Source organism: Salmonella sp. SAL4457 (genome assembly GCF_046548235.1).
GTDB classification, from domain to species: domain Bacteria; phylum Pseudomonadota; class Gammaproteobacteria; order Enterobacterales; family Enterobacteriaceae; genus Salmonella; species Salmonella enterica.
The window spans coordinates 445,950-468,932 of sequence record NZ_JBGDZO010000002.1 but is presented as its reverse complement, the minus strand read 5'-3'; the positions used below and the strand labels follow the sequence as shown (position 1 = coordinate 468,932).

The window sequence follows — 22,983 nt, the reverse complement described above, 5'->3', positions numbered from 1 at the left end:
AAAGATATCCCTGTTAATCTTGTTCGTTATCGCCAGCCTGGTAGTATTCCAGCGCCCAGCGGATACGGAGAAATTCGGTTGGCCGCTGCTGGCGGCGATGGTGGTTCAGCAAGTCGTCTTGTTCCTGACACCAGCGGAAAATATCGTCCGCCAGAGAAATTAGATTTACCGAACCATCAAGCAACTGCACTGCACGACGCAAATGGCGTAATAGCTCGTCGGGATTTTTCACCGCAGACAGGCGGGAGAAGCGTAGTTTTGACATTACCGGATTGTCACCACTCTTCTTCTGTCCAAGCTGTGTAGCAAAACTCTGTCGCTCATCAATAAATTTGATATGCGCAGCCAGTACCGCAGTAATTGCCAATGCAGTAACATGCCAGTCTGCCTTGTTTTTCCACAACGAATGCGTCTGCATTAACAGCAAATGAAATCCCTCAGACAAGCAGGCCTCATTCACCGTTTTACTGCGCCGCAAGCTGGCCCGTGCACCCCGCTTCTCCTGCAAATCCTCATGCCATTTGCGCAGCGTGGCTTTGTGATCCTCTTGCACAATACTCATTCAGCAGCCTCCTGCTTCTTTGCTTTGGCGGCTTTCGCGCTTTGCTTTTCCGCCGATGAGGTAAAATATTTTTTGCGCGCCTTCATGATGCGCTCCAGATCGCTGCTCTCGTAGGGGTTGGTAAAGACGTGATCATCGAAGTAACAACGGGTAAACAGCCAAAGTTCTCTTTGCCATTTATTCAGCCTTTCGTCCGGCTTGTGGCCGTTTTCCAGATCGTGGATCAGATTGAGAAAGCGCCCCTGCGTCAGGTTCCAGAAATCAATGTCGATAAAACTGAAATCACCGCGGGCGCCCTTCGCATTGGCGAACCACGCTTCTTTTAGCGCACTGCGCAGCAGGCTGAGGAGTCGGGTAGCAGTTTGTGTTGCTTTACGTAAATCAGGGATCAGACCTTCCGTCATCAGCAACGGAAAGTGGTGCTCATACCAACAGCGGATTTTCATTTTTTTGAAATCGGCACCAAATCCCCACAAGCCTACTTTGATATTCCTGAGCTCTCGGGCATTAAACACTTTAATCACCTGTGCCGGATATTCGGTATTCTTTTCCGTCGGGTTTTCTTGACTTAGTCCCAGCCAATCTCGCCAAAGAAGTCCACCTGGTTGGGTTATAACAGGTTCAAATCCCTTACTATTCTTTATTTGCAGGCGATGTGGTGTTAATGGGTGCCGCCAGCGGTCATAATTAACGCCATAATTCTTGACCAACATCTGGATTAGCAGCTCATCGCTATTATTACCGCAGATATTGCACACTCCCTGACGTATTGTCGCGAAATCCAGACGGATACGGCGTGGCATCCCCCAGTATGCTTGTAATTTATTTACCTGCTCATCTGTTGTAATAGTATGAGCTGGTGGCTCGCTGGTACGTGTTGCGGCAAGCCAGGGAAATACAGCCGCATCATAGACGACAGGCAAAGGCAGATCCGCAGCATCCTGCGGCATCACGTTGAGCCACAGCTTGCGCCAGAGCGGCGTTTGCCGCTCTCCCTGATATTCCTGCAATTCAATCAATGTAGTCAGCGGCCCGCCGCCGCGCAGCCCAGTGCGGTAGCCTTGTCCGCCGGAAGGAGCGTTAAGCTGCATTGAAAACAACGCCAACGCGGCACAATGCGGGCAAAAACATTCCATTACGCCACGTTTGATAAAATGATCTGTATTTAACTCAGTAGTTTGAATACCTGGTGTTTCCGGTAATAGCGAAGCTATAGTTATTTTATTGTCGGGTAATTCTTCAAAATCCTGCATAAAAGACGGCGTTTCCGCGCCAAACTGAAAAGCGTGTTCTAACGGTGCTAATGCCTTATGGAGCGCATCGGCATGCAATCCATCAAACCAGATATCCTCCCAGTTTTTGTATCTTTTCGGCGCGATACTGCATTGCAGCAATCCCAACAGAAACTGCCAGGCCGCTCCCTGCAAATCTGCTCGCGTTGCGGCGATATCCACCACGTTTTCATCTGCCAGATTGACAGGAGCCAGTTTGCCCGTGGAACCGTCTTTGAAACGGACGGGGAGCCAGGGCGTTGTTAAAAGCGAAAAATTGTCCATATCTGTATTCGTTATTCCCCCATCATGCCAATCAATCCCTCATTCGCCGAATAACCACAAGCGGCACAATCCGTCACCACAATCACCGTGGCAAAATCCTTATCCTGATGCTGTTGCGCACACCACTTACGCAAGGGTTCGCCGTCTAATTTTTCAAACTCGTCTTTATGTTTATTCCACCAGCTCTGACGTACTCGCAGCACGCTCATCTCCCAGGCGTGTTCACCGCTGGCATAAGGGGTTACGACGCTATCCACGATTTTCGCCAGCCACAGCGTGACAGACTCTTCCGCCAGCCGCGTTGACATTTTCTCCGGTAAAGAATCGCTAATTTCAGCACAGTAGCCCGGCGCAAAGTTAAGCAGCATCTGGCCGGCAAATGCCCGGTCGCAATAAAATTTGCCTTCCTGCAATTGCTCGGTTTTTGCAAATCCAACCGGCATGTTGACATCCTCACCGTAGACCGACTCAATCAACAAGCGGGCAGATTGCGGCATCCGAATCGTCCCCTGCTCACGTAATATGCGCTGCGTCAGCCACATGCGCCCATGATCGGGATAGACATAGGCGCTGTTACGCATGGCGCTGGATAACCAGTTCTCTCGCGGCGCGTCATCCCACTCCGGAGCAAGAATGCGCAGCACTGGCGTCTCTCGCTCATCCTGCCCACTCTTTTTCACCAGACCGTTACGATCGCGAATATGACGCTGTAGTCGACCGGCCCGCTGAATTAATAAATCCACCGGCGCTAAATCAGAGATCATCTCATCGCAGTCAATATCCAGACTTTGTTCGATTACCTGCGTGGCGATAATGACCTTACCGGCACGTTGCGCGCCGCTCTGTTTGCCAAAGAGATTCAGCGTCTGCGACTCAATCCGCTGACGATCGTGAAAAGCAAAGCGACTATGGAAGAGTAAAAGGTTTTCCGTGGCGACGACCTTACTCAGTTGAAGCTGGCGATAGATACGAATCGCATCATCAACGGAGTTACGTATCCAGGCGATACAGTTTCCTTTTTCCACTGCTTCACCTATACGTTCAAGACACGACTCTTCACTATGTAGCCAGCCAATATCTACGCTACGCTCAACCTCTTTGCGTGTATCAACCCGCTGAGAAATCAGCTCTGTTTGTGTGACCTGAGTCAGCCAGGGATAATCGTCATGGCCTAGCAACGGCGCCTGCACACTACGCCTCACCCCACGGGAAAATGCCGCCACCAGCTTATCTCGCTGCTGCTGCGATAGCGTCGCAGATAACAGAATAGTGGCGTTGCCATTACTGGCCTGCCGTTCAATCAAACCTTCAAGTATTCGGGACATCCATGCATCACAGGCATGGATCTCATCAGCCAGTAAAATCTTGTTGCTAAGACCCAGTAACCGCAGGTTGTTATGTTTAAATGGCATTACCGCCATCATCGCCTGATCCAACGTGCCTACGCCAACCTCCGCCAACAACGCTTTTTTATTGCTGTCGGCAAACCAGGCGGCGCATCCCTGACTATAAGGCTGCGCTTCATCGGGTTCTTCCGTACCAGAAAGAGTGACCGACCATATTGACTGATTGAAACGATCCATTAAGCGACGCGCGCTATGCGCCAGAATCAGGCTGGGACGGGAGTCCGGCTGATACAGCGCCAGCCAGGTGTTCGCCATACGTTCAAACATCGCGTTGGCTGTCGCCATTGTCGGCAGTCCAAAATAGAGTCCCTGCGCTTTACCTGCCGCCATCAGTCGATGAGCTAATATGAGCGCCGCCTCTGTTTTTCCGGCCCCGGTGACATCTTCAAGAATAAAGAGTTGGGCGCCATCCACGTTGATATCCAGCTCAAGCGCCTTTTGTTGTAACGGTGTGGGATGCTGAATAAAAGGGAAAAGCGTTTCTATGCCCGTAAAGGCAGACACATTCGCCGCTGAGGGAAATAGCGTGATGGCAGTTTGTGCTTTAGCGAGAGCTTGCTGCCAGTAGGTATCAACAGGCATTTTTTCCGCAGTACGCGGAAAATAACGGCTGGCAGAACCAGTCCAGTCAGCCAGTACAACCGCAGCGGAAATAAACCAGGAAAGTTGCTGAAATTGGTCGATACCCTCATCTTCATCCCAGGCTTCAGGCAAAGTAATTAAAGGAAAGAGCGCTTTTATTCTCAGAAGAAAATCTCTTGCCGCGTCTTTATCCTGCTGGCGAAAATGGTCCAGCTCCTGGATTGCCTCTGGAGGGCGTCCATGATGACCTGTAGTGACTGGCATCCAAAGCGCCATAACGCGCTTACTTTTACGAACTGAAAGCGAAGAAGGAGGAAACAATTCAGGGCATTCACTTAGCCAGGAGTTCCACAACATGTATCCCAGCGTGGTATGCGCGATTTTTTCATAATGCCGTGTAGGCTCATTAAAGATATTTAAAGCCTCATGACGGTATAGTTGCTGGAAGGAATGAGCAAACTTTCCAATATCATGCCAACATAAAATCCAGGCAAAAAATTGCGCCGCCTGCTCCTTATCCTGGATGCCTAATTTTTTTAGATAGTGGTCAATAAAATAAATATTATTTATCACCATCCAGTAACCCACAGCCGCAACATCTAAAGAATGCCAGCAAAGCAAATGGTAATCATCACCGCCGTCAGTTTCTCCTCGTCGAGACTTTCCCCAATAGTGATATATCGACACGTAAACTCCAGCATGTGGATAATAAAAGCACTCTACGCCTTTTTAATGGTCTTTTTTGTTGATATACCTCACAAAAATTGCACTTCCTGAGATTATATTTAAATATGCCCGCTCAATTTTATATATTCTTCAGAAATATTTACCCCACGAATAATTATTATAAATTTTTCCGCCTTTTTCTTCTGGAAGAAGCGCTCAAAGAGGCTTCCTCCAATGCCTTCTGCATAAACCAAAATTTAAAAAAAACGACCATTTGCGGCGAATCATCTACCTTTTGTCTGAATTATCGTCACCACAAAGGATTACCAACCATAAATGTGCTGTATTAATAATGTCGTTCAAATTCTCTCCTGTAGTAAACTTTATCTGTTTAATAAAAAAGAGAGAATTGAACGATATATTTTACTCCGGATATTGAATAATATAAATTTGAAGGAAAATATTATGCCAGTCACTTTAAGCTTCGGTAATCATCAAAATTATACGCTTAATGAAAGTCGGCTTGCTCATCTGTTAAGCGCAGATAAAGAAAAAGCAATCCATATGGGGGGTTGGGATAAAGTCCAGGATCATTTTAGAGCGGAAAAAAAGGACCATGCGCTGGAAGTGTTACACTCCATCATTCACGGGCAGGGCCGTGGTGAACCTGGAGAGATGGAAGTTAACATAGAGGATATAAATAAAATTTACGCCTTTAAACGGCTACAACATCTGGCCTGCCCGGCTCATCAGGATCTGTTTACTATCAAGTTGGACGCTTCTCAGACACAATTTTTACTTATGGTCGGCGACACGGTGATCAGCCAAAGCAATATTAAGGACATCCTCAATATATCAGATGATGCAGTGATAGAATCTATGAGTAGAGAGGAGAGACAGTTATTTTTACAAATATGCGAGGTGATTGGTGCGAAGATGACCTGGCACCCGGAATTACTTCAGGAGTCGATTTCTACACTACGAAAAGAAGTGACGGGCAATGCACAAATCAAAGCGGCGGTTTATGAGATGATGCGTCCCGCAGAGGCTCCAGACCACCCGCTTGTCGAATGGCAGGACTCGCTTACTGAAGATGAAAAATCGATGCTGGCCTGTATTAATGCAGGTAACTTTGAGCCTACAACTCAGTTTTGCAAAATAGGTTATCAGGAGGTACAAGGTGAAGTCGCTTTTAGCATGATGCATCCATGCATCTCCTATTTACTACATACCTATTCACCGTTTGCAGAGTTTAAACCAACAAATTCCGGTTTTTTAAAAAAACTTAATCAGGATTATAACGACTATCATGCAAAAAAAATGTTTATTGATGTAATTCTTGAAAAGCTATATCTAACGCATGAACGTTCTTTGCACATTGGTAAAGATGGGTGCAGTCGTAATATATTACTGACATAAAGATAGCCAGTAATATAACCAATTTAAAATCCGGCTGCCTGCCGGATTTTTCATAGCAGCAGGTATAATCATACCGCGTAAGGACAATTACCCTTCATGCAGCCCGCACTCACGTTTCAGTCCGAAGAAGCGTGTCTCTTCTTCCGCCATACCCGGCTCCCATTTGCGGGTGGTGTGCGTATCGCCCACAGACAGATAGCCCTGATCCCACAGCGGATGGTATTTCAGACCGTGCTTTTGCAGATACTGGTAAACCGTGCGGTTATCCCAGTCGATAATCGGTAGCACTTTAAACACGCCGCGCTGGATAGCGAGAACGGGTAAATGCGCGCGGCTACCGGACTGCTCGCGACGCAGACCCGCAAACCAGGTCTGCGCGTTTAACTCTTTGAGCGCCCGGTTCATCGGCTCGACTTTGTTGATCTCATTGTATTTCTCAATGCCCTCAACGCCCTGCTCCCACAGTTTGCCGTAGCGCGCTTCCTGCCAGGCTGGACTTTCGCCCGCGCGGTAAACTTTCAGGTTGAGTTTGAGTTTGTCCGTTAACTCATCAATAAACTGATAGGTTTCCGGGAACAAATAGCCGGTATCGGTGAGGATCACCGGGATATCCGGGCGAATCTGGTTCACCAGGTGCAGGCTCACCGCCGCCTGGATGCCAAAGCTTGAGGAGAGCACGTATTCGCCGGGCAGATTTTCCAGCGCCCAGGCCACGCGTTCTTCGGCGCTCAGTTTTTCCAGTTGGGCGTTGGCTTCTGCCAACGCCAGTACGCGATCGACTTTTGGCAGTTCATTCAATGCGTTGAGATCGAGTTGGGACATAAGTTCCTCACTGTTTGCCTTGCCGGATGGCGCTGCGCTTATCAGGCCTACACAGATGCCATCCGGCAATTCAGGTTATTCCCAGAAATCACGCGCTGGATCGAGCACCGGGCGAATGATGCCCGCACGCACCGTAAAGTCGCCGAAGCCTTCACCCGCTTCGCGCTCTTTCGCCCAGCGCCCAATCAGTTGATCCAGCGAGGCCAGAATATCCGGCTCGGTGATATTTTCTTTATACATCCGAGGGATACGACTCCCGATGCGGTTGCCGCCAAGATGCAGGTTATAACGACCAGGCGCTTTCCCTACTAAGCCAATTTCCGCCAGCATCGCGCGACCACAGCCGTTCGGGCAGCCGGTCACGCGCATCACGATATGCTCATCAGGAATGCCGTGTTTTTCCAGAATCGCTTCCACTTTGTCAGTAAACGACGGCAGGAAACGCTCGGCTTCCGCCATCGCCAGTGGGCAGGTCGGGAACGACACGCAGGCCATTGAGTTTTCACGCTGCGCGCTCACGGCATTCATCAGCCCATGATCGCGCGCCAGTTTCTCGATCTTCGCTTTCTGGCTTTCCGGCACGCTGGCAATAATCAGGTTCTGGTTAGCGGTGATACGGAACTCGCCCTGATGAATCTTCGCGATCTCCAGCAGACCGGTTTTCAGCGGACGCCCCGGATAATCCAGGATACGACCGTTTTCGATAAACAGCGTCAGGTGCCAGTTGTTGTCGATCCCTTTCACCCAACCGATACGATCGCCGCGACCGGTAAACTCATACGGGCGGATCGGCTCAAATTTGATCCCCGCGCGACGCTCGACTTCCGCTTTAAATGTCTCCAGTCCCACGCGCTCAAGGGTGTATTTGGTTTTGGCATTTTTCCTGTCGGTACGGTTACCCCAGTCGCGCTGCGTCGTCACTACCGCTTCGGCCACCGCCAGGGTGTGCTCCAGCGGCAGATAGCCAAACTCGCTGGCCGTACGAGCGTAGGTTTTCTTATTACCATGCTCAATAGACAGACCGCCGCCCACCAGCAGGTTAAAGCCGACCAGCTTGCCGTTCTCGGCAATCGCCACAAAGTTCATGTCGTTGGCGTGCAGATCGATATCATTTTGCGGCGGGATCACCACCGTGGTTTTAAATTTACGCGGCAGATAGGTTGCGCCGAGGATCGGTTCTTCGTCAGTGGTCGCGACCTTCTCCTGATCGAGCCAGATCTCCGCATACGCACGGGTGCGCGGCAGCAGATGTTCGGAGATCTTCTTCGCCCACTCGTAGGCTTCCGCGTGCAACTGCGATTCGTACGGGTTGGAGGTGCACAGCACGTTACGGTTCATGTCGTTAGCGGTTGCCAGCGCATCCAGCCCCACCGAGTGCAGCATCTGGTGCACCGGCTTAACGTTCTTCTTCAGAATGCCGTGGAACTGGAAGGTCTGACGGTTGGTCAGACGGATACTGCCATAAATCGTGTTATCCGCCGCAAATTTATCGATCGCCTGCCATTGCGTCGTAGTAATCACCCCGCCCGGCAGGCGGCAGCGCAGCAGCATCGCATGACGTGGCTCCAGCTTCTGCGCCGCACGCTCGGCGCGAATATCGCGGTCATCCTGCTGATACATGCCATGAAAGCGTATTAGCAGGAAGTTGTCGCCTTTAAAACCACCGGTGAGACCGTCGTTCAGATCTTCCGCAATGGTACCGCGCAGATAGTTGCTTTCCAGCTTCATGCGCTCGGCATCGGACAGTTTACCTTCGACCACCAGTGGGCCTGGATGTTTTTCGCTCATTAGTAGACATCTCGCTGATAACGGCGCTCCACGCGCAGCTCACTTAAATATTCATCTGCCGATTCGAGGTCCATACCGCCGAATTCAGCGATCACTTCCAGCAATGCTTTTTCGACATCTGCGGCCATGCGCCTGGCATCGCCGCAGACATAAATATGCGCGCCATCATTGATCCAGCGCCACAGCTCGGCACCCTGTTCACGCAGCTTGTCTTGTACGTAAATTTTTTCTTTTTGATCGCGTGACCAGGCGAGATCGATACGGCTTAACAACCCCTCTTTCACGTAGCGCTGCCACTCCACCTGATAGAGGAAATCTTCGGTAAAGTGCGGGTTGCCGAAGAACAGCCAGTTCTTGCCTTCCGCCCCTTCCGCCGCACGCTGTTGCATAAAGGCGCGGAACGGCGCGATGCCGGTGCCGGGGCCAATCATAATGACCGGCGTCTGCGGGTTAGCTGGCAGGCGGAAGTTGTCGTTGTGTTCAATAAACACACGCACTTCGCCCTCTTCTTCCACGCGGTCGGCGAGGAAGCTGGAAGCGCCACCGGCGCGGGCGCGGCCTTCAATGTCATAACGAACCACGCCAACGGTGACGTGGACTTCGTTTTCAGTTTCCGCCTGCGAAGAGGCGATAGAGTAGAGGCGCGGCGTCAGCGGGCGAAGCAGGTCGATTAGCGCCTGAGCATCCAGCTGTGCCGGAGAGAAACGCACCATATCAACAATGGGCGTGGTCGCGGCGTAGTGCTGGAGCTGCGCTTTATCACCCACTAATGGCAACAGCGACTCACTGCGCGTCAGGGTCGCGTAGCTCTCAACAATGTTGGCGGTATTCACCGTCAGCTCGAAGTGCCACTCCAGCGCTTCGGCGAGCGGCAGGGTTTTACCGTCAACCGTCACCGGCTCATCGCCTTTCAGCCACAGCAACTCAACCAGTTCCTTCACCAGAGCCGGATCGTTCTGATACCAGACGCCCAGCGCATCGCCCGGCTGGTAACGCAGACCGGAGTCGCCTAAATCAATCTCAATATGACGAACGTCTTTTTCCGAGTTGCGACCGGTGATTTTCTGATTCACGGAGAGGGTCGCGGTCAGCGGCGCGTCTTTGGTATAGGGGCTGGTGTGGATGTCGTTTACCGCGCCAGTAGCGACGGATTGCGAAGGTGCCGCGACAGGTGCGCGGGACTTCAGAACATCAACCACGCGGGCGCGCCATTCGCTGGCAGCTGCCTGATATTCAACGTCAGCATCGACACGGTCGAGCAGGCGTTCACCGCCCAGTTCCGCCAGTTTGCTGTCGAAATCTTTTCCGGACTGGCAGAAAAATTCATAAGAGGTGTCGCCGAGGCTAAACACGGCAAAAGCGGTGTTTTCCAGTTTCGGCGCTTTTTTCGAGAACAGGAACTTATGCAGCGCGACGGCCTCTTCCGGCGGCTCGCCTTCTCCCTGAGTGGACGTCACTATCACCAGCAGTTTTTCACTGGCAATCTGTTTGAATTTGTAGTCGCCGGCGTTCACCAGTGTCACATTAAGGTTGGCCGCCAGCAGATCATCACGCAGCGCTTCCGCCACACGACGCGCATTGCCGGTTTGCGAAGCGGAGATAAGCGTAATCCCCGACATCTTCCCCTCAGGAGCAGGCGTGACGGCAACAGCGCCTGAGCGCGGGTTCAGTACGCCCCAAAAATAGCCGGAGACCCAGGCAAGCTGTTCGGGAGTAAGGTCGGTTGTCGCGGCCTGAAGGCGCGCCAGTTGCTCCGGATTAAGCGGAAGCAACCCAGTCAGTGGAGCCGGTGTCGTCATGCGTCGTTATGTTCCAGTAAGCAAAGCGGATCTATACACAAAATCATTCAAGTTCGCTGTAAGCTGAGCGCGCCCCAGGAGCGTACATAAATACGTGACTGGGGTGAGTAAACGCAGTCAACACAGATGCGGCTTGAAAGATGAAATGTATAAGCGATAAATCCCAAACTAAGGATAAGGGTAACGGTGAGAGGAATAACAATTAAAGAAGGGTTGGAAATAACAAATAACCAAATGAACTAACCTGTTTTAGTTATCGTTATTAACGCCAAAATCGATTTCATAATTGATTGATAATTATTAAATTTTCTGGAAATTCTTAAATTAATTGCCCGTCACAAGGCGGAGAATGGTTTTAGTTAATGATAAAAAATGCGCTTTCCGGTACCCTACGGCGGTTTTTTTATTGCCTGAGAGTTCATCATGTCCACCACGTTGTATAAAGATTTCACCTTTGAAGCCGCTCACCGCCTGCCTCACGTGCCTGAAGGGCATAAGTGCGGCCGCCTGCACGGACACTCGTTTATGGTGCGTCTCGAAATTACCGGTGAAGTCGATCCGCATACCGGTTGGATTATGGATTTCGCGGATCTCAAAGCGGCGTTTAAACCTACTTACGATCGTCTTGATCACTACTATCTGAATGATATTCCAGGGCTGTCCAATCCCACCAGCGAAGTGCTGGCGAAATGGATTTGGGATCAGGTTAAGCCCGTCGTGCCGCTACTGAGCGCCGTGATGGTGAAAGAGACCTGTACAGCCGGCTGCGTCTATCGCGGCGAATAAGGTTTATTAACGCGTGGGCTGGATGCCAAATTGATTCCAGCCCATCCACACGACGTTTTATCAGTGAAAACATTGTCCAGCGCGGTGTTAAAAACGCAGCACATCACCGGTTGCAGGTGCGGTTATTTCCGGTAGCCACAACCGCCCCCAGGCCCCTGTACAGTGACAACCGCATAGTTTTTCAGGTTTGTGTTCTTGCAGAAAGCGCCTGACTCGCCACATCGTGAACGGTGATGCGCAGCGGAGATGAAATCCGCCGACAAGCGCGTAAATCCGCTTTATACCGGTAATGTTCTGACAGTGCCGGACAATATTTGCGATCCCCCGATGCCCGCATCCCGTAATGATGACTAATCCTTTTGTCGATTGGTAAATCAGTACGCCCTCATCCAAAATAGAGTCCGGCTCCGCATCGTGGCCGCCAAAAATGCCGTAGGCTTCAGGCGCGACCAGCGGTATTTCCCCTGACCAGATAAAGTTTTCGCCAATCGGCAGGGGGTCACGCGTGTACATCATTCGATAGCGTGAATAGTCCACCTCACACGACAATTTTTTTATTTTTCGGGTAATACCGAGAAAAGTCATTGCCGCATAACGTTCGCGCGCAATATCGGGATGGCAGATGATTCGACTGTTATCAGGAAGCTACGGCACGCCGCCGCAATGATCGTAATGACCATGCGAAAGCACCACAGCAGACACATCGGACAGATCGATCCCCATCGCCAACGCGTTTTGCATAAAACTGCCATCAGGGCCGGTATCGAACAAGATCGACGTAGACTCATCCTCGACCAACAGGCTTAATCCTGGCCGGGCCTTCAACGATTTATCCGCTCCAGCTCCCTTATGATTTTCGAGCAATACCCTGATCCTTAACGCCATGGCCTTCTCCTGTATAAAAGCCTCCCCGGGAAAACGCGGCCTTTTTACTTTACAGGTTTGTAGCAGCCATTACTGGTACACAGATTATGATTATGCAACGGCTATCCTTGTTGGCGCGGGGAACACGGCTACACGCAAAAATTCCAGTCGTTGGCGCACGGTTTATCCCCGCTGGCGCGGGGAACACATGACATGACCGTGACTAGCGAGAATGTCCCACGGTTTATCCCCGCTGGCGCGGGGAACACGGTTCAGGATTCAGCCCCCACCGAAACCGGCGCGGTTTATCCCCGCTGGCGCGGGGAACACGTGGCCGGGTTGAGTACCGATCGCATTTTTTTCGGTTTATCCCCGCTAGCGCGGGGAACACTAGATGCGCAACAATATGAGGCAGCCACCAGACGGTTTATCCCCGCTAGCGCGGGGAACACATGAAATGCAGGAAGGTGAATATCTCCTCAGGCGGTTTATCCCCGCTAGCGCGGGGAACACTGCCGGGTCTATGCGAGAGATAATACAGTAACCGGTTTATCCCCGCTAGCGCGGGGAACACGGGCGTTGGTCAAATTCCCAATCTGAACAATCCGGTTTATCCCCGCTAGCGCGGGGAACACCAGCCGTCACCCTCGGGCCTTGACGGTTCCCACGGTTTATCCCCGCTAGCGCGGGGAACACCTCAGCAGGCTGGAGGAGATGATCAAAAATGGCGGTTTATCCCCGCTGGCGCGGGGAACACGGGCTGGTGGGGACGTCAACAACCTACGCTGACGGTTTATCCCCGCTGGCGCGGGGAACACACGGCAACGGATGCGACCGCCAGCGCGATCCCCGGTTTATCCCCGCTGGCGCGGGGAACACCCAGCCTCCCGTTACGCATATTTGAGGGTTTTCGGTTTATCCCCGCTGGCGCGGGGAACACGCGATACGTCAGTCTGACATGCCAGAACTCGACGGTTTATCCCCGCTGGCGCGGGGAACACGCGGCGCTGATTATGATTTCCCGATAATTTATCGGTTTATCCCCGCTGGCGCGGGGAACACCTTTCGGGTTGAAAGCAGTAGCACTCATGCCCCGGTTTATCCCCGCTGGCGCGGGGAACACCATTCCGGCTTTTTTGACGCTCTTCGAGATACCGGTTTATCCCCGCTGGCGCGGGGAACACATACCCTCAAGCATCTCGATCACCTCGCGGCGCGGTTTATCCCCGCTGGCGCGGGGAACACATTAGCACCAAATTTTGCACCGGCCATAAACGCGGTTTATCCCCGCTGGCGCGGGGAACACGCGGAACGACGGCGGGTAGTAGTGCTGGCAGCCGGTTTATCCCCGCTGGCGCGGGGAACACCGTTGTGGAACCCCTTAAAGGGTAGGCTAGCCCGGTTTATCCCCGCTGGCGCGGGGAACACTAAGGGCGTGCGCACTCGGCTCGTATTGGACGCGGTTTATCCCCGCTGGCGCGGGGAACACAAAGGCCGCACGCTCGCAGCGCCGCATGACAACGGTTTATCCCCGCTGGCGCGGGGAACACGAGGCGCAGGTAGGTTCCGGTGGTGCGACTAACGGTTTATCCCCGCTGGCGCGGGGAACACACTAAACGTATATCATTGTTTATAAACTACTTTTTATCAGCACCACATTCCACCAACATAATCGCAACAATTTAAATTATTAAAGAACAGCTAATTTGCTGATTTTGATGCAAAAAAGTTCATAGAATGATTTTTTCTTTAAATTTACCAAAATAGCGCGATCCGTGCATCGCTATGGAAAAATTTATCAGCGCTTTTATACACTCATCGAAATTCACATAGAGAAAATAAACAATGCAAGGTAATGGATGAGTCACAGACGGCATCGGCAGGCCGTCTGTAAGATTAGTAATGCATCAGGCGATATTTAAATATTTATGCGTTTGCATAGACAGCCGCCAGTTACGTGCAATACACGTTTCAATACACAGACGCGTCGCGTCTTCTTTCTGGCTAATGGGCTGCAAAGCAATCACGCGCGGTTTATCATCGCTCAACGTGGCTAACAGTTCATCCAGCGCCTCAATATCACGAACTCGCCCAACGGGATGCTTGATTTCATTGGCGCGCTCCAGCGCCTGGGAAAGCACGTCATATCCTCCGCGCATATTCACTTTTGGTGAAACCGTGACCCAGGTGTTAGGCGTACAGCGCACTTCATGCGTCCCGCTGGTTTCAATCTGACAACTAAAACCACTCTTTTCAAGCAGATCGGTGAGCGGCATGAGGTCGTGAATACAGGGTTCTCCACCGGTGATGACAACGTGACGCGCGGTATAGCCCTGACGATTAATCACCGCCAGCAGATCTTCACTGCTCGCAGCCCCCCATTTGTCGCTCTCTTTGGTTTTTGCAAGAATACTGTACAGGGACACTTCCCGATCGCTAAGTTTATCCCAGGTGTGTTTGGTATCGCACCAGGCACAGCCGACCGGACATCCCTGTAAACGAATAAAAATAGCGGGGACGCCGGTAAAGTAACCCTCGCCTTGTAGGGTCTGGAACATCTCGTTAATCGGGTACTGCATAGCGTTCTCTGTTAAGGGGATAATCGTTAATTATTGCAGATTTCGTCTGCCCGGTCATGCACAGCGGCTGCGCTATTGAACAGATACAAAAAAACCCGCCGAAGCGGGTTTTTACGTTAAGAGCTAAAAGCAGGATTACGCCTGGCCTTTGATCTCTTTACGACCGTTGTACGGTGCTTTTTCGCCCAGAGCTTCTTCGATACGAATCAGCTGGTTGTATTTAGCAACGCGGTCAGAACGGCTCATAGAACCGGTTTTGATCTGGCCTGCAGCGGTACCAACAGCCAGGTCAGCGATGGTAGCGTCTTCAGTTTCACCAGAACGGTGAGAGATGACAGCAGTATAGCCAGCGTCTTTCGCCATCTTGATTGCAGCCAGAGTTTCGGTCAGAGAACCGATCTGGTTGAATTTGATCAGGATGGAGTTAGCGATGCCTTTCTCGATGCCTTCTTTCAGGATTTTGGTGTTGGTTACAAACAGGTCGTCACCAACCAGCTGGATTTTGTCGCCCAGTACTTTGGTCTGGTATGCAAAACCGTCCCAGTCAGACTCGTCCAGACCATCTTCGATGGAAACGATCGGGTACTGTTTGGTCAGTTCTTCCAGGAAGTGGGTGAATTCTTCGGAGGTGAACGCTTTGTTGCCTTCGCCAGCCAGAACGTATTTACCGTCTTTGTAGAATTCAGATGCTGCGCAGTCCATCGCCAGGGTGATGTCTTTACCCAGCTCGTAACCAGCCGCTTTAACCGCTTCAGCGATAACAGCCAGCGCTTCCGCGTTGGAGCCCAGGTTCGGCGCATAGCCGCCTTCGTCACCCACAGCGGTGTTCATGCCTTTGCCTTTCAGCACTTTTGCCAGGTGATGGAAAACTTCAGAACCCATACGGATGGCTTCTTTAACCGTTTTCGCGCCAACCGGCTGGATCATGAATTCCTGGATGTCGACGTTGTTGTCAGCGTGCTCGCCGCCGTTGATGATGTTCATCATCGGAACCGGCATGGAGTATTTGCCCGGAGTGCCGTTCAGTTCAGCAATGTGCTCGTACAGCGGCATACCTTTAGCGGCAGCAGCAGCTTTGGCGTTAGCCAGAGAGACAGCCAGAATGGCGTTTGCACCGAAGTTAGATTTGTTTTCAGTACCGTCCAGGTCGATCATGATTTTGTCGATGCCAGCCTGGTCTTTAGCGTCTTTGCCAAGAATAGCCTGAGCGATCGGGCCGTTAACCGCGCCAACAGCTTTGGTTACGCCTTTACCCAGGAAACGGGATTTGTCGCCATCGCGCAGTTCCAGCGCTTCGCGGGAACCAGTAGAAGCACCTGACGGAGCCGCCGCCATACCTACGAAACCACCTTCCAGGTGTACTTCAGCTTCAACAGTCGGGTTACCACGGGAGTCGATGATTTCACGACCGATGACTTTAACGATTTTGGACATTAGGTTTTCCTCAAGTCACTAGTTAAACTAAAACTTCAGACAAACGGTGCACCGCTGAGGGTGCACCGCCGTTCTAACTTTTTTACTTCGCCTGACGTTTCTGATGCTCGTTGGCGGCTTTAACAAAGCCAGCGAACAACGGATGTCCATCACGCGGCGTGGAAGTAAATTCCGGATGGAACTGACAGGCCACGAACCACGGATGATTCGGTACCTCAATGATCTCGACTAACTGATCATCACCGGAACGGCCTGCGACACGCAGACCCGCTGCTTCAATTTGTTTCAACAACATATTGTTGACTTCGTAACGATGGCGATGACGTTCAACAATCGTCGACGCGCCGTACAACTGACGTACCAGACTGTCATCGCTAAGCTGGCACTGCTGCGCGCCCAGGCGCATGGTGCCGCCCAGATCGCTTTTCTCGCTACGGACTTCAACGTTACCGTCTTCATCGCGCCACTCGGTAATTAACGCCACAACCGGGTACTTACAGTCTGGCACAAATTCCGTTGAGTTGGCGTTGTCCATGCCGGCCACGTTACGAGCGAACTCAATCAACGCAACCTGCATCCCCAGGCAAATGCCCAGATAAGGAATATTGTTTTCACGCGCATAGCGCGCAGTGGCGATTTTACCTTCAACGCCACGATAGCCGAAGCCGCCGGGGATCAGGATAGCGTCCAAATCTTTCAGAATTTCGACGCCGCGCGTTTCAACATCTTGCGAATCGATCAATTTGATGTTGACGGTAACGCGGTTTTTCAGACCACCGTGTTTCAGCGCTTCGATCACCGACTTATAGGCATCCGGCAGTTCAATATATTTGCCGACCATGCCGATAGTCACTTCGCCTGCCGGGTTCGCTTCTTCGTAAATGACCTGTTCCCATTCAGACAGGTTAGCTTCCGGACAGTTCAAGCTGAATCGTTTACAAATATAATCATCAAGCCCCTGAGATTTCAACAGGCCTGGAATTTTATAAATGGAATCGACATCTTTCATTGAAATAACGGCTTTTTCCGGCACATTACAGAACAATGCAATTTTTGCACGCTCGTTGGCAGGAACCGCGCGATCGGAACGACAAATCAGAATATCGGGCTGAATACCGATAGACAGCAGCTCTTTCACGGAGTGCTGAGTCGGTTTAGTTTTCACTTCGCCCGCAGCCGCCAGGTAAGGTACCAGCGTCAGGTGCATAAACAGCGCGTGTTCACGACCGATATCTACCGCCAATTGACGAATCGCCTCAAGAAACGGCAGCGATTCGATATCACCGACGGTACCGCCGATTTCCACCAGTACCACATCGTGGCCTTCGCCACCTTCCAGCACGCGCTCTTTAATCGCGTTAGTGATGTGAGGGATTACCTGTACGGTTGCGCCCAGATAGTCGCCACGGCGTTCTTTACGCAGAACGTCGGAGTAGATGCGGCCAGTCGTGAAGTTGTTGCGGCGAGACATCTTGGTGCGGATGAAACGCTCGTAGTGCCCCAGGTCCAGGTCGGTTTCAGCGCCGTCTTCAGTAACGAACACTTCCCCGTGTTGGATTGGGCTCATAGTACCCGGATCGACGTTGATGTACGGATCCAGTTTCATGATGGTCACGTTGAGACCACGGGCTTCCAGAATGGCTGCGAGGGAGGCTGCGGCAATGCCTTTACCCAGAGAGGATACGACCCCGCCGGTCACAAAAATATAGTTCGTTGTCATGCGGAACCTGAGAAGTTAGGTTTAAAAGACGATGGAATAACCAGGACGGGAAAGCAGTATACCCGAACATGACCTACGCCACAAACTTTCATTATTCCTCCTCTTCGTCAGGCTGACATTCACACAGGGAGGGAGAAAATAGCCCCTTTGAGGTAAATGTTTTTGACGTAAATCAAGCGCTTGTTATTTAAAAAATCACACAAATCGCTCTTGACCGCCTAAAACCTTTAGAGATCAATTTCCTGGCGTTTTACTTCCTGCCAAACTTCTTCCATTGTTTCCAGGTCCACCCCGGTCATTTCCAGGCCTCTGGCTGCGACAATACGTTCAACTTCGCGAAAACGACGTTCAAATTTATCGTTCGCTTTTTGCAAAGCGAGCTCCGCTTTCGTACCTAAATGACGCGCCATGTTGACCGTGGCAAAGAGCAAATCGCCCATTTCCTCTTCCAGTTTAGCCTGATCAACAACCGCCTGCCGCGCCTCGAACATCACCTCATCGATCTCTTCATAGACCTTATCGACGACCGGTCCCAGCGTCGTCCAGTCAAAGCCCACGTTTGAGCAACGTTTCTGGATTTTTTGCGCGCGCATCAAGGCCGGTAAGCTGCGCGGAATATCGTCCAGCGCGGAATGCTGCGCTTTTTGCGCGCGCTCTTCCGTTTTGATTTGCTCCCAGCGAACTAATGCTTCTTCGCTATTATCCGCGGAAAGCTCGCCAAAAACATGCGGATGGCGGCGCTCCAGCTTGTCGCTGATGGCAGCGCAGATATCATTAAAATCGAAGCGGCCTTCTTCCTGCGCCATCTGCGCGTAAAACACCACCTGGAACAACAGGTCGCCCAGTTCTCCGCGCAAATCGTCAAAATCCTCACGCGCAATCGCATCCAGTACTTCATAGGTTTCTTCCAGCGTATAAGGCGCGATGCTGGCGAAGGTCTGCTCTTTATCCCACGGACAGCCGTTTTCCGGGTCGCGCAGGCGCTGCATGAGGGTGAGAAGACGGTCAATTTGATGGTTAGTTGTCATGGTTTTTAATCGGTTGTAAATACTAGCGACAATTGTAACGTATTATTCTTAACCATTCACGCACAGAGACACTACGGTAACGCCTATATAATAAAATATATTGTTAACAGGTGTTGAATGCTACCTTTCCCGTATAACTTTAAAATTATTAATCGATACACAACAATATAATAACCATATAACTAATTTATTAAAAAAACAGATATTTGCACCAAGCATTATAAATAACATCAATTAAGTAAAAAATCATGCAAACGCTATAAGCCCCCTACCCAAAGAGTCTTCCCTTTCAAAAAAAATAAATTATTTCACTTTTACGCAAAAACGAGTAGCATGCACGCCAGTTTAATATTCAAAAAAGACCACTTTTTTTGTTTTTTTCTGGAACATACATGAAATAAATATATTGAAAGTATTACATATAATATTCTATGAGCAGGTACGATTATTCAGCTCATAAGAATATACTCATAAAAATGTAGAAATATAATATTTTTATTATGACCTATTTTTACCCAAAGCCCGCAGCATGGCTCTATGCCGCATATCCCTTGGTATACGCGTACAAAATGTTGCCATAAAACACGTTAATTAAGGATAACACGATGAAGTCATCTCATTTTTGTAAACTGGCAGTAACTGCATCTTTAGTTATGGGAATTGTCTCCGGCGCTCAAGCCGCGGGTAGCAACACAGCGAAGGTCACTTTCCTTGGTAATATTGTTGACTCCCCCTGCTCCGTCACATTGGATACGGAAGATCAAACAGTCAATATGGGTTCAAGTATCGGTAATGGCACGCTGAGTAATGGTAAAACGACCATCAACAATGCCCGTACCTTTCATATCGATCTTGAGGGTTGTACCTGGGCTACCGAGAAAAATATGAATGTGGTATTCACTACAGGTAGTGGAACCACAGCGGCTACAGGCGCCACGGATAATCTCGCGCTGATGAAGACTGACGGCACCGGCGCTATTAGCAATGTAAGCCTGGCAATCGGCGATGCTGGCAAAAACAATATCAAACTGGGCGATACCTATACACAGGCCATTGCGGACCTGGACGGAGATACCATTCTTGATGAGAAGCAAAGCCTGAATTTCACCGCCTGGCTGGTTGGCGCAGCAACCGGCACCGTAGGCACAGGTGAATTCAGCAGCGCCGCCAACGTCACTATCTCTTACCTGTAATTCAGTTAACAGAGTCACGACGATAATACCCTGCCGCTTTAGGTAGGGTATTCCTGTTGAGTTTTATTGCGGAATATATTTGATGAATAACACATGGAAAAGTGTTCTTTGCCCAATAGCGTGCGGAGTGGGAATGCTTCTAAGCGTCTCCCCTTATAGCGCGTCAGGCAAAGACATCGAATTTAATACCGATTTCCTCGATGTAAAAAATCGCGATAACGTTAACATTGCACAGTTTTCTCGTAAGGGTTTTATTCTGCCAGGCGTCTACCTCTTACAAATTAAAATTAACGGACAGACTCTGCCGCAGGAATTTCCTGTTAACTGGGTTATACCAGAACATGATCCACAAGGAAGTGAGGTTTGCGCAGAACCAGAATTAGTTACGCAATTGGGTATAAAACCGGAACTCGCGGAAAAACTCGTCTGGATAATGCACGGTGAACGACAATGTCTGGCGCCAGATTCACTGAAGGGCATGGATTTTCAGGCCGACCTGGGACACTCCACGCTGCTGGTGAATTTACCCCAGGCGTATATGGAATACAGCGATGTCGACTGGGACCCACCCGCCCGCTGGGATAATGGTATTCCCGGCATAATTCTGGATTACAACATTAATAATCAGCTCCGCCACGATCAAGAAAGCGGCAGCGAAGAGCAAAGCATCAGCGGCAACGGGACGTTAGGCGCGAACCTGGGCGCATGGCGACTGCGGGCCGACTGGCAGGCCAGCTACGACCATCGTGACGATGACGAGAACACTTCCACCCTCCACGATCAGAGCTGGAGCCGCTACTACGCCTATCGCGCACTACCGACGCTCGGGGCCAAACTTACGCTGGGCGAAAGCTATCTCCAGTCCGATGTTTTCGACAGCTTTAACTATATCGGTGCCAGCGTCATTTCTGACGATCAGATGCTGCCGCCGAAACTGCGCGGCTATGCGCCGGAGATCGTGGGCATTGCGCGCTCTAATGCCAAAGTCAAAGTCTCCTGGCAGGGGCGCGTACTGTATGAAACGCAGGTGCCCGCAGGACCGTTCCGTATTCAGGATCTCAACCAGTCCGTTTCCGGTACGTTGCACGTCACCGTGGAAGAGCAGAACGGTCAGACCCAGGAGTTTGACGTTAACACCGCATCGGTTCCCTTCCTGACGCGCCCCGGCATGGTGCGCTACAAGATGGCGCTGGGCCGCCCGCAGGACTGGGATCATCACCCCATTACCGGCACATTCGCCTCGGCGGAAGCTTCGTGGGGGGTCACCAACGGCTGGTCGCTCTATGGCGGCGCAATTGGAGAAAGCAACTATCAGGCCGTGGCGCTGGGAAGCGGTAAGGATCTTGGCGTGGTGGGCGCGGTGGCGGTCGACATTACGCACTCCATCGCCCACATGCCGCAAGACGACGGGTTTGACGGCGAAACGCTGCAGGGTAACTCATATCGCATCAGCTACTCCCGTGACTTTGATGAAATCGACAGCCGACTAACCTTTGCCGGATACCGCTTCTCAGAAAAGAACTTTATGAGCATGAGCGACTATCTGGATGCGAAAACCTATCATCATCTCAATGCCGGTCACGAAAAAGAACGCTATACGGTCACCTATAACCAGAACTTCCGTGAACAAGGCATGAGCGCCTATTTCAGCTACTCACGCAGTACCTTCTGGGACAGCCCGGATCAGAGTAACTATAACCTGTCTCTTTCCTGGTACTTCGACTTAGGGTCGATAAAAAATCTCAGTGCGTCGCTGAACGGCTATCGCAGCGAATATAACGGTGATAAAGATGATGGCGTCTATATCTCGCTGTCTGTTCCCTGGGGCAATGATTCCATCAGCTACAACGGTACGTTTAACGGTAGTCAACACCGTAATCAGCTCGGCTATTCCGGCCACAGCCAGAACGGCGATAACTGGCAGCTTCACGTCGGGCAGGATGAACAAGGCGCACAGGCAGACGGTTATTACAGCCATCAGGGCGCGCTGACGGACATCGATCTGAGCGCGGATTATGAAGAAGGATCGTACCGTTCGCTGGGTATGTCGCTGCGCGGCGGCATGACGCTAACCACCCAGGGCGGCGCGCTACACCGGGGAAGTTTAGCGGGCAGCACACGTTTGCTGGTTGATACCGACGGCATTGCGGACGTCCCCGTTAGCGGTAACGGCTCGCCAACCTCAACCAACATTTTCGGCAAGGCCGTGATTGCGGATGTCGGAAGCTATTCGCGCAGCCTGGCGCGTATCGATCTGAACAAATTGCCGGAGAAGGCGGAAGCTACTAAGTCGGTTGTGCAGATCACGCTCACCGAAGGCGCCATCGGCTACCGTCACTTTGACGTGGTCAGCGGCGAGAAAATGATGGCGGTTTTCCGGCTGGCAGACGGCGACTTCCCACCGTTCGGCGCCGAAGTGAAAAACGAACGCCAGCAGCAGTTGGGCCTGGTGGCCGATGACGGCAACGCCTGGCTGGCGGGCGTAAAAGCCGGGGAAACATTGAAAGTCTTCTGGGATGGCGCGGCGCAGTGTGAAGCATCACTCCCGCCCACGTTTACACCGGAGCTATTGGCCAACGCGCTATTGCTGCCGTGCAAAATGCTGGAAGGTCAGCCCCCCACCGCACCGCAGAAAAGTTCTCCGCTGCCTGCGCAACCGCTAATCCAGGAACATACGCAAACCGATGGCCAACCGGCCGCGCCGGTGGCGACAACCACTCAAACCCCGCCCATACCGCTGGCTGACAACCATGCGGTGAATCGCAAGGATATGGAATAA

At 51.3% G+C, this 22,983-nt stretch carries 14 protein-coding genes, 1 pseudogene and 1 CRISPR repeat array; of the genes and pseudogenes, 4 read left to right on the top strand and 11 right to left on the bottom strand.

Annotated features, from left to right (window positions below; genetic code table 11):
• Positions 1-13: 13 nt before the first annotated feature.
• Genes casB through ACLJNW_RS09795 form a run of 3 tightly spaced genes read right to left on the bottom strand, consistent with a single transcriptional unit; the run spans position 14 to position 4,793 of the window.
• On the bottom strand, positions 14-562 hold the full coding sequence (gene casB / locus ACLJNW_RS09805; protein ID WP_000029526.1) for a type I-E CRISPR-associated protein Cse2/CasB: 549 nt from the start codon (positions 560-562) through the stop codon (positions 14-16).
• Positions 559-2,118, bottom strand: a complete 1,560-nt coding sequence (casA, locus tag ACLJNW_RS09800) for a type I-E CRISPR-associated protein Cse1/CasA (protein ID WP_000368586.1) — start codon at positions 2,116-2,118, stop codon at positions 559-561. The genes casB and casA overlap by 4 nt, the downstream gene beginning before the upstream one ends.
• An 11-nt stretch (positions 2,119-2,129) precedes the next feature.
• Positions 2,130-4,793 carry a CRISPR-associated helicase/endonuclease Cas3 gene (locus ACLJNW_RS09795; RefSeq protein WP_024154719.1) on the bottom strand — a complete coding sequence of 888 codons (2,664 nt, stop codon included), beginning with the start codon at positions 4,791-4,793 and terminating at the stop codon, positions 2,130-2,132.
• A 444-nt stretch (positions 4,794-5,237) separates the two neighbouring features.
• On the opposite strand from ACLJNW_RS09795, the gene sopD reads away from it, so the two are divergent.
• Positions 5,238-6,191, top strand: coding sequence for an SPI-1 type III secretion system effector SopD (gene sopD / locus ACLJNW_RS09790; RefSeq protein ID WP_023204595.1), 954 nt, complete (start codon positions 5,238-5,240; stop codon positions 6,189-6,191).
• Positions 6,192-6,278: 87 nt separating this feature from the next.
• On the opposite strand, the gene cysH is transcribed toward sopD, so the two are convergent.
• The 3 genes from cysH to cysJ form a co-directional block, all read right to left on the bottom strand.
• On the bottom strand, positions 6,279-7,013 hold the full coding sequence (gene cysH / locus ACLJNW_RS09785; protein ID WP_023202642.1) for a phosphoadenosine phosphosulfate reductase: 735 nt from the start codon (positions 7,011-7,013) through the stop codon (positions 6,279-6,281).
• Between the two features lie 75 nt (positions 7,014-7,088).
• On the bottom strand, positions 7,089-8,801 hold the full coding sequence (cysI, locus tag ACLJNW_RS09780; protein ID WP_024154718.1) for an assimilatory sulfite reductase (NADPH) hemoprotein subunit: 1,713 nt from the start codon (positions 8,799-8,801) through the stop codon (positions 7,089-7,091).
• Positions 8,801-10,600, bottom strand: coding sequence for an NADPH-dependent assimilatory sulfite reductase flavoprotein subunit (gene cysJ / locus ACLJNW_RS09775; RefSeq protein WP_023204597.1), 1,800 nt, complete (start codon positions 10,598-10,600; stop codon positions 8,801-8,803). The genes cysI and cysJ overlap by 1 nt, the downstream gene beginning before the upstream one ends.
• A gap of 423 nt (positions 10,601-11,023) precedes the next feature.
• On the opposite strand from cysJ, the gene queD reads away from it, so the two are divergent.
• Positions 11,024-11,386: a 6-carboxytetrahydropterin synthase QueD gene (gene queD, locus ACLJNW_RS09770; RefSeq protein ID WP_000108313.1), complete on the top strand. Its 363-nt coding sequence runs from the start codon at positions 11,024-11,026 to the stop codon at positions 11,384-11,386.
• Positions 11,387-11,473: 87 nt separating this feature from the next.
• Here queD and ACLJNW_RS09765 read toward each other — a convergent pair.
• The 5 genes and pseudogenes from ACLJNW_RS09765 to mazG form a co-directional block, all read right to left on the bottom strand.
• Positions 11,474-12,271: pseudogene (locus ACLJNW_RS09765) on the bottom strand (MBL fold metallo-hydrolase).
• Positions 12,272-12,429: 158 nt separating this feature from the next.
• Positions 12,430-13,861: a CRISPR direct-repeat array (repeat unit 29 nt; unit sequence CGGTTTATCCCCGCTGGCGCGGGGAACAC).
• Between the two features lie 296 nt (positions 13,862-14,157).
• Positions 14,158-14,829 (bottom strand): 7-carboxy-7-deazaguanine synthase QueE, encoded by a 672-nt coding sequence (queE, locus tag ACLJNW_RS09760; RefSeq protein WP_001199963.1) that lies wholly within the window; start codon positions 14,827-14,829, stop codon positions 14,158-14,160.
• A 135-nt stretch (positions 14,830-14,964) separates the two neighbouring features.
• Positions 14,965-16,263, bottom strand: a complete 1,299-nt coding sequence (gene eno / locus ACLJNW_RS09755; protein WP_000036734.1) for a phosphopyruvate hydratase — start codon at positions 16,261-16,263, stop codon at positions 14,965-14,967.
• Between the two features lie 82 nt (positions 16,264-16,345).
• A complete protein-coding gene (gene pyrG, locus ACLJNW_RS09750) occupies positions 16,346-17,983 on the bottom strand; it encodes a glutamine hydrolyzing CTP synthase (RefSeq protein ID WP_000210863.1) in 1,638 nt (545 codons plus the stop codon).
• Between the two features lie 227 nt (positions 17,984-18,210).
• Positions 18,211-19,011 (bottom strand): nucleoside triphosphate pyrophosphohydrolase, encoded by an 801-nt coding sequence (mazG, locus tag ACLJNW_RS09745; protein WP_000210451.1) that lies wholly within the window; start codon positions 19,009-19,011, stop codon positions 18,211-18,213.
• 605 nt (positions 19,012-19,616) lie between these two features.
• On the opposite strand from mazG, the gene ACLJNW_RS09740 reads away from it, so the two are divergent.
• Positions 19,617-20,204 (top strand): fimbrial protein, encoded by a 588-nt coding sequence (locus tag ACLJNW_RS09740; protein ID WP_000842512.1) that lies wholly within the window; start codon positions 19,617-19,619, stop codon positions 20,202-20,204.
• Positions 20,205-20,286: 82 nt separating this feature from the next.
• Positions 20,287-22,983, top strand: coding sequence for a fimbrial biogenesis outer membrane usher protein (locus ACLJNW_RS09735; RefSeq protein WP_071624329.1), 2,697 nt, complete (start codon positions 20,287-20,289; stop codon positions 22,981-22,983).

Coding starts and splice junctions, on each gene's coding strand:
- casB (WP_000029526.1), bottom strand. CDS start 562: ATGAGTATTGTGCAAGAGGATCACAAAGCCACGCTGCGCAAATGGCAT.
- casA (WP_000368586.1), bottom strand. CDS start 2,118: ATGGACAATTTTTCGCTTTTAACAACGCCCTGGCTCCCCGTCCGTTTC.
- sopD (WP_023204595.1), top strand. CDS start 5,238: ATGCCAGTCACTTTAAGCTTCGGTAATCATCAAAATTATACGCTTAAT.
- cysH (WP_023202642.1), bottom strand. CDS start 7,013: ATGTCCCAACTCGATCTCAACGCATTGAATGAACTGCCAAAAGTCGAT.
- cysI (WP_024154718.1), bottom strand. CDS start 8,801: ATGAGCGAAAAACATCCAGGCCCACTGGTGGTCGAAGGTAAACTGTCC.
- cysJ (WP_023204597.1), bottom strand. CDS start 10,600: ATGACGACACCGGCTCCACTGACTGGGTTGCTTCCGCTTAATCCGGAG.
- queD (WP_000108313.1), top strand. CDS start 11,024: ATGTCCACCACGTTGTATAAAGATTTCACCTTTGAAGCCGCTCACCGC.
- queE (WP_001199963.1), bottom strand. CDS start 14,829: ATGCAGTACCCGATTAACGAGATGTTCCAGACCCTACAAGGCGAGGGT.
- eno (WP_000036734.1), bottom strand. CDS start 16,263: ATGTCCAAAATCGTTAAAGTCATCGGTCGTGAAATCATCGACTCCCGT.
- pyrG (WP_000210863.1), bottom strand. CDS start 17,983: ATGACAACGAACTATATTTTTGTGACCGGCGGGGTCGTATCCTCTCTG.
- mazG (WP_000210451.1), bottom strand. CDS start 19,011: ATGACAACTAACCATCAAATTGACCGTCTTCTCACCCTCATGCAGCGC.
- ACLJNW_RS09740 (WP_000842512.1), top strand. CDS start 19,617: ATGAAGTCATCTCATTTTTGTAAACTGGCAGTAACTGCATCTTTAGTT.
- ACLJNW_RS09735 (WP_071624329.1), top strand. CDS start 20,287: ATGAATAACACATGGAAAAGTGTTCTTTGCCCAATAGCGTGCGGAGTG.